This window comes from Sedimenticola selenatireducens DSM 17993 (genome assembly GCF_000428045.1).
GTDB classification, from domain to species: domain Bacteria; phylum Pseudomonadota; class Gammaproteobacteria; order Chromatiales; family Chromatiaceae; genus Sedimenticola; species Sedimenticola selenatireducens.
In genome coordinates, this window is sequence record NZ_ATZE01000016.1 from 42806 (window position 1) to 56357 (window position 13552).

The following is a 13552-nucleotide window of genomic DNA, read 5'->3' on the forward strand; positions in this document are numbered from 1 at the left end:
AACATTGCCTATCCATTCGCTATACCACCGCTTCGGTAGAGTACCGCTCGAGTGAAAGCCGAGTAGTGACTCCCCTGCCCGTCTCTTTCTGGAGAGGGGCAAAATACTCCCTCTCCACCCGGTCAACGACCCGCTGAAAGTCAGGTGGGCGTTTAACCAAATTGGGAACGCTGGCCCAGTGATGAGGCGCTGTAACGGGTATTTCCTGCAAGGCAAATATAACCGGACATGACATCTTCGCCATACCTGTCAGATGGCACTAATCAACCAGGATCTGCCATGCAGTACCTTAACACGCATCCCGACACCCGCCTGCCAGCTGGTTTGCGGTCAATCCGCATCAGATATCTATTCCTGATTCCGCTGCTACTACTGGCGGCTTTCGAACTGAGTGTTATCCAGTTGATTTTGCTCACACTGGCATTCGGGCTGGGATTGAGTTTCGTCGAGCGGCTAAATCAATTATCAAAATCCAGTCCACGGTCCAACTCCTCCGGTATGCGCAACCTGAAAGCCTTTGATGGCGGTTCATTTCCAGCAGATCGGACACCTTCGCCAGCACAGAGCAGCGGACGGGCTGTCTACGACGGCGGCAGTTTTGAGCGCGCCCACTTAACACGATGAAAGCATTATCCGGAAATCCCAATCTCTTCACCGGCGCAGATCGGCCGCTGTCGATGCCTCAGCGCCTGTTGCTCCTGTTGCCTTTCCTGCAGTGGCTACCCGGTATTACACGTCAGAGCCTGCAGCGTGACCTGATGGCCGGGTTGACCGGGGCGGTCGTGGTGCTGCCTCAGGGCGTCGCATTTGCCACCATCGCTGGCATGCCGCCTCAGTACGGCCTGTATACGGCCATGATCACCCCCATCATTGCAGCGCTGTTTGGCTCATCACGTCACCTGGTTTCCGGACCGACCACAGCAATCTCAATCGTGGTCTTCTCCTCCATCAGTCAGTACGCCACCCCGGGCACACCCGAGTTTGTACAACTGGTGCTGACCATGACTTTTCTGGCGGGCATCTATCAGCTCGCCTTCGGCGTGGCACGACTGGGGGTGTTGGTAAATTTTGTTTCCCATACCGTGGTGGTCGCGTTTACCGCCGCGGCGGCCATCCTGATCGCCACCAGCCAGATCAAACATGTGCTGGGACTGGAACTGGCACGCGGACACTCATTTGCAGATACCTGGCTCGGTGTCTTCCAACATTACGACCAGAGCAATGGCTATGTACTTTTTATTGCGCTCGCCACACTGGCCGTGGCGCTGTTCAGTCGTCGCCTGTCACGCAAAATGCCACACCTGCTGCTGGGCCTGATCGTCGGCTCGCTGACCGCCTTCTTTCTCGGCGCCGACGCCCACAACGTCGCCCTGGTCGGCAGTATTCCGGCCCAACTGCCACCCCTCACCAGCCCATTGTTCAACATGGATGCCATTCGGATGCTGGCGCCCCAGGCTTTTGCGGTAGCGCTGCTTGGCCTGATTGAGGCCGTATCAATTGCCCGTTCTGTCGCCACCCGCTCCAATCAACGTATCGACGGCAACCAGGAGTTTATCGGTCAGGGTCTCTCCAATATTGTTGGCAGTTTTTTCTCAAGCTATGCGGGTTCAGGCTCATTCACCCGCTCCGGGATCAACTACGACTCAGGGGCACAGACCCCCATGTCGGCCATCTTTGCGGCAGTTATCCTGATGGCCATTGTGTTACTGATAGCACCTCTGACCGCCTATCTCCCGGTCGCGGCAATGGGCGGGGTGATTTTACTGGTCGCCTATAACCTGGTCGATTTTCATCACATCCGTGCAATCTTCAATACCAGCCGGCCGGAATCTGCAATCTTCCTCGTCACCTTTTTTTCCACCCTGTTCCTGGAACTGGAATTCGCTATCTATATCGGCGTACTGTTGTCCCTGGTGATCTTTCTAGCCAAGACATCAAAACCAAAAATCACCCTTTTGGCGCCAGACCTGACGCAGAAAAACCGGGCATTTACAGATATCGAAACCAAGCCGCTTCAGGAGTGCGGACAACTCAAGGTCGTGCGCGTGGACCGCTCCATCTATTTTGGCTCAGTCAGTTACCTGCAGCTCAAATTGCAGATGATCTCCGCGACTTACGGTGTCAAACATATCCTGTTGATTGCATCCCGCATCAATTATATCGATATGGCGGGCGCCGAACTGCTCGCTCAGGAGGCCAGACGTCTGAAGGCGAATGGTGGTGGACTCTATGTCTATGGTTTAAAGGACGAGCTTTGGCAGTTTCTTGCCGAAGGCGGCTATCTGAAGATGATAGGTGCACAATATTTCTTCGATAACAAAACAGATGCCATCAGCGCCATCTACCGTAAACTTGACCACCAGACATGTCGTCAGTGCAGCAAACCGATCTTCATCGAGTGTCAACGCGAACAAGCGGTCACATCTTGATTATCTTTCTCCCCTGGTAATGTGTCGGCCCTGCAATCACGTCAGTTATTGCGGACGGTTAGTCTTCGAGGGCATGTCACTGTTACAGCAGAAGCGCAGCCAGAGCCATCCCATGATACCGGCCAACAGGGAGGCCACCAGGATGCCCGACTTCGCCGCGATCAGCTGATCCTGCTGGGCAAAGCCAAGATCGGCAATGAAAATGGACATGGTAAAGCCCATACCACCCAACATGCCGATGCCGACAATGTGCCGGAGATCCAGGCCATCCGGGAGGCGGCCGAGTCTGAATTTAATCGCAATCCATGCCATCAGCGGGATACCGATACTTTTACCCACCACCAGCCCCAGAACAATACCCGAGGTGATACCACCATCCCAGAGGTATTCAAGCGTGTTGTAAGAGAGCGGAATACCGGCATTCACCAGGGCAAACAGCGGCAGGACGAACAGAGCCACGGGGTGTTCCAGTGCCCGCTCCCATCGGCGTAACGGAGTGGTGGCCTTTGCCGCGGCGACCTGGACCCCCTCCACAATATCGTGCTGGTCAATATTCTCGAGAATATTCTCGCTGCTGTCGCTCTTTCGCTCCATCCGTTCAAAACGGCTCATCAGGCGATGTGTTTTCTGCAAGAACCAGCCGGTGTCACGCTTTGGGCGTGCCGGTACGGTAAATGCCACCATAATGCCGGCTACCGTGGCATGCACCCCAGACATATACAGCATGCTCCAGAGAATCACTCCGCCTGCCAGGTAAATCCAGGAGTTACGGATACCCAATAGATTGACAAGCAATAACAAGACAAACGCCAATGCCCCAGAAGCCAGGTACAGGACATCGATTGATTCAGTATAAAAAAACGCAATCACGAGAATCGCACCGATATCATCAATAATGGCCAGTGCGGTCAGAAAGGCGAAGGCAGACGCCGGAATCTGTCGGCGCAACAGGGCCAGGATACCAACCGCGAAGGCGGTGTCGGTTGCCATCGGAATACCCCATCCATGCTCGGTTTCGGAACCGAAGTTGAGCAACAGAAAAAGTAGCGCCGGAAACAACATGCCACCGATTGCCGCGGCAATCACCGGCAGTGTACGGCTAAAATCCTGCAACTCTCCCGCCAACAGTTCCCGTTTTATCTCAAGGCCCAATAAAAAAAAGAATAGGGTCATGATGGCATCATTAACCCAATGGTGCAGACTCAAGCTAAAGGAATGGTCATCCACTACCAATCCAAGAGGAGTTTCGATAAAGGACTGGTAGCTGGTACTAAACTGCGAGTTGGCAAGAAAAAGTGCGACACCGGTGCAGAGAATCAGCAGTATGCTACTGGTGGTTTGATCCTTAATAAAATATTGAAACGGCGTTATTACCTTTTCAAATTGCCTTTCCAGGTCGGTTTGAACTGTACTCCTGTGTGCTGATTGTTTATCCATAAGATAATTATTCCAGGGTATTAATCTTAAATCGCCCCTTCACCGGGTAGGGATTAACAGAAACAATCAACCTATTCGTCTGTTTGATAAGGTTGATTGCTCTCTATCATGTAGACTGAGTGCAATGCTTGTCGCATGACTATTAAAACTAATAGACAGGTTATCGCCTATGCACAATCTAGTTTTAGGAATCAGTTTACCAATCCTGGCGGTCTACACATTAATGTTCGCCGGTGCGGTCCATTCATCCGATATCACTCTCGCCGCGGCCAATTCAACCTGCGCCACCATCAAAGCGGTAGGTGAACAATTTTCCCAGACCCGTGACATTAAAATCAATTACATCTGTAAATCATCGGGACTGCTGGCCAAGGGAATTCGAGGAGGTGCAATCCAGGCCGACATCTATATCTCAGCCAATAAACATTGGATGGATTATATGATTCAAGGTGGCTTTGTGGCTGCCGATAAGGTTATTAGCCCCTGGGGCAATCGCCTGGTGGTAGGCGCACCTGCCAACAGTCCTCTGGAACTCCACGAGTGGAATGATTTGACATCGGATAAAATAAAAAAAATCCTAATTGGTGATCCATCTACCGCACCCTTTGGCCGCTATGCAAAACAGGCCATGCAGAAGACCGGTGTCTGGGAACGGGTCAAGCAGAAAATTACCACGAAAAAGCATATCACCCTGCTGGCCGAAACGCTGGCGCAATCCGATAACAATACCGTCGGTATACTTTTCTCAACCAATCTCAGCGACCGGGTACGACCACTCTACTCAATCGATCCTTCCTGGCATCCAGACATCCGATACTACATGGCGCCGGTTGAACAATCCGCCGGTAAATCAGCGGCAGCCGACTTGTTGGATTATATTCGCAGCGACCCCGGCATCGAGATATTCAAAACCGCCGGTTTTGATGTAAGCCTGCAGTGAACAGATAGCAGCCTATGATCGGAAAGCTGGGAAACTGTTCTCTATATCGGCAACTGATCATACCCATGTTCAGTATCGGCCTTATCTCATTGCTCGGTACGGTCTATTTTTCCCACATCCTCAAAGAATCAGTCGCCGCACTTGATACGGTATATGTTGATGGTGACATCAGACTTCGCAATCTGGAGAAAATTGAAAAACAGGTCACCGCTTACCGTGCGCTTAGCCTCCGACACCTGACTACCGAAAGTTTCTCTGCCATGGAGGAGATCAGCCAGGAACTTGACCGGACCAGACTGGCCATCATCGACACGTTGCCGGCTTCCCGCCACCGCATTCAATTACATGAGTACACCACACCCCAGACCAATGATTATTCACTGGATCTTTCCGGTATTCTCAACACTTACTTCAGAGAGATAGGGGTTATTATCAAACTAAGTGCCGATTTTGAAAAAGAGGCGGCATTTGTCCTGCTGAGTCGCACGGAATCGGAATACATACCCCGCATCAAGGAGATCACATCACAGCTGATCCGCCATGAGTTTGGGGATATTGCTGCTTCACGCCAGGCGTTGATGTCCGTTGCCACGCATAACCTCTACATCACCATTGCCATCGGCGTTGGTGGTGGGGGCTCACTGCTGTTTATCGCATTTATTGTGATACGCAATGTTACCCGCCAGTTGTCCCAACTCCTGGTCTGGTCCCGAAAAATATCCCTAGGTGATTATTCCGCACCGCTGATCCAGGACTCCAGCAACGAGGTGGGCCAGCTCACCGACGCAATGGCGGAGATGGCACAGAGCATTTCCGATGCCCATAACAAGCTTGAAATGTCGAAAAGAAGTGCGGAGTCGATTGCAGAAACCTTAAAAATATATGCCAACGCCTTCGAATACAGTGGCGAGGCCATTCTCATTACAGATAGGGACAACCACATAATCAATGTCAACAGGGCCTTTACCAAGCAGACCGGTTATGAACTGTCGGATGTTGCAGGCAAAAATCCACGAATGCTGTCAGGCGGTGATACCAGCGTGGAGCTCTACCGAGAGATGTGGCGTGACCTGGAGAGAGACAGCTTCTGGCAGGGCGAGCTCTGGGACAGGAAAAAATCCGGCGAAATCTATCCCAAGTGGGCGGCGATTTCCGCCATTCGCGACCAGGATGGACAGGTACTTTTCCACATTGCCAGCTTCACCGACATCAGCGACCGCAAAGCTGCGGAAGCCAGAATAGAACATCTCGCCCACTATGACATGCTCACCGGACTGCTCAATCGCTTCAGCCTGGAAAGCCGCATGGAGCAGGCCGTATTGGCAGCAAAAAGGGATCGGCAACAACTGGCGGTACTGTTTGTCGACCTGGATCGCTTCAAATATATCAATGACTCGATGGGACACCATATCGGTGATCAACTACTGATAGAAGTGGCCAATCGGTTGAAAAACTGTCTCAGAGAGAGTGACATCGTTGCCCGGATCGGTGGCGACGAATTTGTCATCGTGCTTACGGGACTCAAGGAAATGAACCAGGTCCCTACCCTCGCCAGATATCTCATCGACCAGTTGTCACAGCCCTATAGCATCAATGACAACGTCTTTGACAGCAGCCCAAGTATCGGTATCAGCATCTATCCCAATGATGGTGACAATATTGACGAACTGTTGAAAACCAGTGACATCGCCATGTATCACGCGAAAGACCAGGGCAGAAAGAACTTCCAGTTTTTCACTGAGAGCCTGCTGGTTGCCTCCGAAGAACGTCTTGATTTTGAACATCAACTGCGCAGTGCTCTCGAACTCGACCAGTTCGAACTTTATTACCAGGCGCAGGTACATACCCGGGACAGCCAAATTTATGGTATGGAGGCGTTAATACGCTGGAATCATCCGACTCGGGGATTTATCGGACCGGACAGATTTATTCCAATCGCCGAAGAGATCGATGTAATCCATGAACTGGGGGCATGGGTAATCGACAAGGCCTGCCGGCAACTGGCGATATGGAAACAGACCACCCATACCCCCCTGCAGATTTCAGTCAACCTCTCCGCAAAGCAGTTGCACTCGGATACGCTGATCCAAACCGTCCGCACCGCCATCGAAAAACATCAAATCAGGGATGGAGAACTCGAACTTGAGATTACCGAAACGGTTGCCATGTCCGATCCCGAACTGGCCGTACAACAACTGAACGGACTGAGTCAACTCGGGGTGAGTCTGGCGATCGACGATTTTGGCACCGGCTACTCCTCCCTCGCTTATTTGAAAAAGCTCCCCATCAATACCCTCAAACTAGACCGCGCCTTTGTCGGGGATATTGAAAATGACAGAAATGACGCCGAAATCTGCATGGCAACCATCGCCCTGGCACACAATCTAGGCCTCAAAGTGGTCGCCGAAGGAGTGGAGACCACTGTCCAGCGCGACTTTCTGACCGAGCACTGCTGTGACTACCTGCAGGGTTACCTGTTCAGCAAACCGCTGCCACCCGTTGCAGCGGGCAGATTGCTCGAGACCAGATACTGCCGCCAGCAGGCAGAGACCAGTCTGTAGTTGTTCGAACCACATCAGAACGGTCACGCCGACAATCGCCTTAACACAGGTTGGGAGCACCTCCCTGACACCGCATAAAAAGTCGCAAAGATATTACAGGCGCTCTCCCGGGAACCTGGAGCCAAATACTCTAATTCATATACTTACCAGGCCGGTGGCGCAAGTCAGGAAAAAATGCAGTTAGATTCGACCCGCTGTTATGGCAAAACGGGGAGCGCCGACACTATATTTTTCATTTCGCAAAAATCACTGAAAGATACTCGCCAGTCTCCGGGTCTTCTACTGCAAGGACCACTACCCGGGTCCATTAACCCAAACGTCAGGAGACTCATCATGAAACTTTCCAGCAAACTGTTCGCAATTGCCTTTGCATCAATCCTCTCCACGGGCGCCGTGATGGCCGAGGATATAGGCCAGGACCTGCTCTATGGATCACAAGCTACAGAGACTGACTTCAGCCGCATGCCCGCGACCGCCGCCGGTAACGTCTCTCACCAAGCTTCTATGAATGATAGTCATGGCGTCGTCGCAATTCCGGATTATCTGGAAGGTCAGAACTTCAACCAGTAAGCGCTAACGCCCTACCAAAAAGAGCCGGCTATGGAAACGTAGCCGGCTTTCCCTATGGAGACGTTCAAACGTCTGTGTCAGCCCGACTTGACGGTGCCATGTGGGCATCCAGCCGTCCCTTGAAATGAATCGCCAACGGTGACAGCGTGAGACCGGGCATCCAGTTAGGCAGGCCAGGAGAGTGAAGATGACAAGGCGGATCACCTCACGCTAGATACTCCAACTTGCACTGGAAGTAGCCGTTGCATTCACCCAAGGCCAGGCACCAGGATAACGAGCCACCAAAACAATACAGAGTCTCTGTCGAAAACCCGGGACTGATGCTACTAATTCGGGCATTAGCCAGTAGTGCAGACACTATTTTTTTCAAAATCCGAAAAATCAGTGAAAGATACTCACCCGCCCCCGGGTCTTTTATTGCAAGGACCACTACCCAGGTCCACTAACCAAAACATCAGGAGACTCATCATGAAACTTTCCAGCAAACTGTTCGCAATAGCCTTTGCATCAATCCTCTCCACGGGCGCTGTAGTGGCCGACGATATAACCCAGGACCTGCTCTATGGATCACAAGCTACAGAGACTGACTTCAGCCGCATGCCCGCTACTGCCGCCGGCAAGGCTTCTCACGAAACACCAATGGATGAGAGTATTGGCGTCAGTGCGATTCCTGACTATCTGGAAGGCCTGAACGCCCGTTAGCAAGCATGGATGCTGTGACAAATAGAGCCGGCTATGAGCACATAGCCGGCTTTTTCTATGGAGGCATTTCACGATCTGCAGATTATTGAGTGTATAGGCCTGCCCTGTCATTGCCGCGTAGGCAGATAATGCATGCGCACAAATCCTTACGCCTGATTGTTGATACGCCTTTATCCTCTCCTTCTCCCTGGGGGAAAAGGAAGGATCTCTCTTCCCCGTAATACCAGAGGTGTCGACGTTTCGGCAGGAAGCGAGCTAAAACTGCCGTCATTGAATTGTTGCTCCCACCTGGGTACCGGATTACGTCTTCTGCTTCGGCAGCCGTCCCAGCAGATAGAACTCATCGTTGGTACGCATGCTGGTGAGGTTGACCATGCGATTGGAGAGGCCGAAGAAGGCGGAGATAGCACCAATATCCCAGATATCCTCATCCGTGAAGCCGTGCCCCCGCAGCAGTTCATAGTCGGTATCGCCGACTTCATAGGCACGCTGGGACACCTTGATAGCGAAATCAAGCATCGCCTTCTGACGCGGGGTGATATCCGCCTTGCGGTAATTGGCGGCAACCTGGTCGGCGATCAGCGGGTTCTTTTCCCGGATGCGCAATATGGCGCCGTGTGCCACCACGCAATAGATGCACTGATTGGCGCTGGAGGTGGCGACCACGATCATCTCGCGCTCACCTTTGCTGAGTCCGCTCTCTTTCTCCATCAGCGCGTCGTGATAGGCGAAAAAGGCTCGGAACTCATCCGGACGGTGGGCCAGAGCCAGGAAGACATTGGGGATGAAGCCGGATTTCTCTTGCACATCCAGGATGACGGTTTTGATATCTTTCGGCAGTTCATTGATATCGGGGATGGGGAATCGGCTGATCGGTTTATCGGACACTTTTACCTCCGTTCTGTAGGGTGATTGTGTTATTTCCGCTGTAGGGTTCCGGCCCAGCAGGGCATCCCACCTCCGAACAATGACTTCGGTATAGGGCGCCCTATGGGTGGCACTCTGTCGCAGAAACAACATACGTGCTCGCCCTACCAGGCCTGTCGATTCAGTCTTTGCCGGTCAGGGCACGGGCGACTTTCGAGGCGGACCCCCGCTGCAGGTGATCGTTGATGTACTGACCGGCCAGCAGCAATTTATTCATATCGATACCGGTCTCGATACCGAGACCGTTGAGCATGTACAGTACGTCCTCGGTGGCGACATTACCCGAGGCCCCCTTGGCATAGGGGCAACCGCCAAGACCGGAGACAGAACTGTCGATCACCGACACGCCTTGTTGCAGTACAGCGAACAGATTCGCCAGCGCCTGGCCATAGGTGTCGTGAAAATGAGCGGCCAGCTTCTCCACCGGAACCAGCTGCGCCACGGCGTCGATCATCCGCTGCGCCTTCAGAGGCGTGCCGACGCCCACGGTGTCGCCCAGTGAAATTTCGTAACAACCCATGTCGTACAGTCGCCGCGCCACCCCGGCCACTTTATCGGTGGCGATCTCGCCCTCATAGGGGCACCCCAGCACGCAGGAGACATAACCGCGCACCTCCAGCTTATGTTGCCTGGCCTGCTCCATCACCTCGCTGTAACGGGTGATGCTCTCCTCGATGGAGCAGTTGATGTTCTTTTGCGTGAAGCTCTCGGAAGCAGCGGCAAAGATGGCAATCTCCTTCACACCCACCGACAGGGCGCTTTCCAGCCCCCGCAGATTGGGTACCAGCATGGGATAACTGACGCCGGGTTTCGGGTCGATGGCGCTGAACACCTCAGCGCTGGAGGCCATCTGCGGCACCCACTTGGGGGAGACAAAACTGCCCGCCTCGATCACCGACAGCCCAGCGAGTTCCAGTCTGCGGATCAGCTCCAGCTTGACCTCGGCGGGAACCGGTGTGGATTCGTTCTGCAGTCCGTCCCGGGGTCCCACTTCGACAATCTTTACCTGTTCGGGTAGTTGCATGTTTGTTCCCTTGCAGTTGGCTGCGCTATCTGACATGCGATTATTTAAAGGCCTGGGGCAACTTGTTGGGTTACGGTCATTGGGTACCACTACTGTTGTTTGGTGGTTATTTGTTGGGTTACGCCCTTTGGGCTAACCCAACCTACACGGGTATTCTCCCTATTCGATCACCAGCAACGGCTCACCATCTTCCACCTGGTCGCCCACCGCGAAACGGATCTCCTTCACTGTCCCGTCGGTCGGGGCCGTGATGGTGTGTTCCATCTTCATGGCCTCCACAATCATCACCGCATCACCCTGTTTGACCACATCCCCTTCGACCACGTTGATGGCAATCACGTTGCCGGTCATGGGCGCCACCAGGCTGCCTCCGGCTCCCTCGCCCTCCAGCGCTTCCAGCCGCGGATCGGTGAGTGCGAGCTGCCAGGAACGGCCCTGATGCAGAATAGTCAGTTCCTGACCGTGCTTGATCACCGCCACCTTGAAGCGGCGCCCACCCAGATCCGCCAGCAGATCACCATTGTCCAGGATTTCGCCGGAAACCAGACACTCGCCACCCGGCAGTTCCAGCAGGAAAGCAGCGTCCCGATAGTGGGCCACCACGCTGCCATGGTCACTTTCGGTGGCCCAATGCAGGGCATGGAAGCTGTCCTGGTTCATGCGCCAGCCGGTAGTCCGGCCCCAGGGAGAGAACGGATCGTTGGAGTGGGCCTGGCGCTGTAACGTCTGCCGCTGCTCACCCAGCAGTTCGTAGAGCGCCGCGATCGCCAGGATATCATCCGACAGCACCTCGGCCGCCGGAAACAGCTCCGCCTCATGCTTTTCAATAAAGCCGGTGTCCAGCTCGGCGTTGGCAAAGGCCGGCAGTGCGCAGAGGGTGGAGAGAAACTCAAGATTGGTAGTGACGCCGACGACCCGGTAATCGGCCAGTGCCGCACGCAGCTTGTGCAGCGCACTGGCCCGGTCCTCGCCCCAGACAATCAGCTTGGCAATCATCGGATCGTAATGGACACTCACTTCATCGCCCTGCTCCACTCCGGTATCGACCCGCACACAGGGGCCCTGCTCCGGGGTCTGCAGATAACGCAGCCTGCCGGTGGCGGGCAGGAAATCCTTTGCCGGATTCTCGGCGTAGACCCGTGCCTCAAAGGCGTGACCATTGATACGCAGCTCGGACTGGTTCATCGGTAACGCTTCACCGGACGCCACCTTGAGCTGCCACTCCACCAAGTCCTGTCCGGAGATCATCTCGGTTACCGGATGTTCTACCTGCAGCCGGGTATTCATCTCCATGAAGTAGAATTTACCGTCGCTGTCGAGCAGGAATTCAACAGTTCCAGCACCGACATAGCCGATTGCCTGGGCGGCATTGGTGGCCGCTTCGCCCATCGCCGCACGCAGTTCGGGAGTCATACCGGGGGCCGGCGCCTCTTCCAGCACCTTCTGATGGCGACGTTGTACCGAACAGTCACGTTCAAACAGGTGTACCGCGTTGCCCTGGCTGTCGGCAAATACCTGCAGCTCCACATGACGTGGCGCCAGCAGATAACGCTCCAGCAGCACCTTGTCGTCGCCAAAAGAAGCAATCGCCTCTCGCCTGGCGGCATTCAGGCCATCCATGAATCCTTCGGCGTTGTTGACTACCCGCATGCCCTTGCCTCCGCCACCGGCGGTAGCCTTGATCAGCAGTGGATAACCCATCGTGTTGGCTTCACGCTTCAGAGTCTCGGGTGACTGGTCATTGCCATGATAGCCAGGCACCAGCGGTACATTGGCCTCACTCATGATCCGTTTCGCCTCGCTCTTCGAGCCCATGGCGACAATGGCTGATGCAGGTGGGCCGATAAAGGCGATACCCGCCGCCTGGCACGCCTCGGCAAACTCGGCGTTTTCCGACAGGAAGCCATAGCCGGGATGTACCGCCTGGGCGCCGGATGCCTTGGCCACCGCCAGGATCTTGTCGGCCCGCAGGTAACTCTCCTTGGCGGGTGCGGGCCCTATCAGATAAGCCTCGTCACACAACGCCACATGCATCGCCTCGGCATCGGCCTCTGAGTAGACAGCAACCGTGGTGATGCCAAGGCGACGGGCGGTACGGGCGACCCTGCAGGCAATCTCGCCCCGGTTGGCAATCAGTATCTTGTCAAACATCACTGTAGATCCTCGGATATCCAGGCCGGTGTGCGTTTGTTCAGGAAGGCGCCCAACCCCTCCTTGCCCTCATCCGACGATCGGGCAGCAGTAATTCTTCTGGCGGTATCCTCAATCACTGCCTCGCTGGTCGGCTGACGCGACACAGCGAAGATGAGGGACTTAGCGGCCGCCTGTGAACCGGGGCCACCCTTCAGCAACTCCTCAATCAAATCATCGACCTGTGCTTGTAACTGTCCTTCCGGCACCACCGCATGCAGCAGACCCAGACGCAATGCCTCCGTGGCATCAAAGCGCTCGGCGGTGAGGAAGTAACGGCGCGCAGCGCGTTCACCCATGGCCGCAATTACATAGGGGGAGATGACTGCCGGGATCAGACCCAACCGTACTTCAGAAAGAGAGAACTTCGCCCCTGCCACCGCCACCGCCATGTCACAACAGGCCACCAGCCCGACACCGCCGCCAAAGGCCGCGCCCTGTACCTGAGCAATGGTTGGCTTGGAGAGACCGTTAAGTTTCTCCATCAGACTGGCCAGCATGCGCGCATCAGCGAGGTTTTCCGCCTCGCTGTAATCGGCCATACGCCGCATCCAGTTCAGATCGGCACCCGCCGAGAAGCTCTTGCCTTCGGAACGCAACACGACCACCCGCACCCCGGGATCGACCTCAACCGAGTCCAGGGCCTGCAGCAGCCTCGAGATCAGGACATCATCAAATGCGTTGTGAATCTCCGGACGGTTGATGGTGAGCGTTGCGACACCGCGCTCATCCACCGCCAGTATTACCGAGTTTTCTGCCATCATCTCTGTCA

11 protein-coding genes are annotated in these 13552 nt (G+C 54.5%); 6 read left to right on the forward strand and 5 right to left on the reverse strand.

The window, feature by feature from the left end; all coding sequences use genetic code 11:
• The first annotated feature begins 228 nt into the window (after positions 1-228).
• Positions 229-624, forward strand: a complete 396-nt coding sequence (locus tag A3GO_RS0114305; protein WP_211245099.1) for a hypothetical protein — start codon at positions 229-231, stop codon at positions 622-624.
• Positions 621-2429: a SulP family inorganic anion transporter gene (locus tag A3GO_RS0114310; RefSeq protein WP_335340051.1), complete on the forward strand. Its 1809-nt coding sequence runs from the start codon at positions 621-623 to the stop codon at positions 2427-2429. The genes A3GO_RS0114305 and A3GO_RS0114310 overlap by 4 nt, the downstream gene beginning before the upstream one ends.
• Before the next feature lie 45 nt (positions 2430-2474).
• On the opposite strand, the gene nhaA is transcribed toward A3GO_RS0114310, so the two are convergent.
• Positions 2475-3866 carry a Na+/H+ antiporter NhaA gene (nhaA, locus tag A3GO_RS0114315; RefSeq protein WP_051302361.1) on the reverse strand — a complete coding sequence of 464 codons (1392 nt, stop codon included), beginning with the start codon at positions 3864-3866 and terminating at the stop codon, positions 2475-2477.
• 169 nt (positions 3867-4035) lie between these two features.
• Here nhaA and modA point away from each other — a divergent pair, with 169 nt between their 5' ends.
• The 4 genes from modA (at position 4036) to A3GO_RS0114335 (ending at position 8639) form a co-directional block, all read left to right on the forward strand.
• Entirely contained in the window at positions 4036-4806 is a 771-nt protein-coding gene (modA, locus tag A3GO_RS0114320) for a molybdate ABC transporter substrate-binding protein (RefSeq protein ID WP_084610103.1), read from the forward strand.
• 14 nt (positions 4807-4820) lie between these two features.
• On the forward strand, positions 4821-7367 hold the full coding sequence (locus tag A3GO_RS25415; protein ID WP_051302363.1) for an EAL domain-containing protein: 2547 nt from the start codon (positions 4821-4823) through the stop codon (positions 7365-7367).
• A gap of 333 nt (positions 7368-7700) precedes the next feature.
• On the forward strand, positions 7701-7937 hold the full coding sequence (locus A3GO_RS0114330) for a hypothetical protein (RefSeq protein ID WP_029133976.1): 237 nt from the start codon (positions 7701-7703) through the stop codon (positions 7935-7937).
• A gap of 468 nt (positions 7938-8405) precedes the next feature.
• A complete protein-coding gene (locus tag A3GO_RS0114335) occupies positions 8406-8639 on the forward strand; it encodes a hypothetical protein (RefSeq protein ID WP_029133977.1) in 234 nt (77 codons plus the stop codon).
• 300 nt (positions 8640-8939) lie between these two features.
• Here the strand turns inward: A3GO_RS0114335 and A3GO_RS0114340 are convergent, their stop codons facing one another.
• The 4 genes from A3GO_RS0114340 to A3GO_RS0114355 form a co-directional block, all read right to left on the reverse strand.
• Positions 8940-9527: a peroxidase-related enzyme gene (locus A3GO_RS0114340; protein WP_029133978.1), complete on the reverse strand. Its 588-nt coding sequence runs from the start codon at positions 9525-9527 to the stop codon at positions 8940-8942.
• 160 nt (positions 9528-9687) lie between these two features.
• On the reverse strand, positions 9688-10590 hold the full coding sequence (locus A3GO_RS0114345; protein ID WP_029133979.1) for a hydroxymethylglutaryl-CoA lyase: 903 nt from the start codon (positions 10588-10590) through the stop codon (positions 9688-9690).
• A gap of 159 nt (positions 10591-10749) precedes the next feature.
• A complete protein-coding gene (locus A3GO_RS0114350) occupies positions 10750-12741 on the reverse strand; it encodes an acetyl/propionyl/methylcrotonyl-CoA carboxylase subunit alpha (RefSeq protein WP_029133980.1) in 1992 nt (663 codons plus the stop codon).
• Complete coding sequence (locus A3GO_RS0114355; protein ID WP_418064562.1) at positions 12741-13544, reverse strand: enoyl-CoA hydratase/isomerase family protein; 804 nt, start codon at positions 13542-13544, stop codon at positions 12741-12743. Before A3GO_RS0114355 ends, A3GO_RS0114350 begins: the two co-directional genes overlap by 1 nt.
• Between the last annotated feature and the right edge of the window lie 8 nt (positions 13545-13552).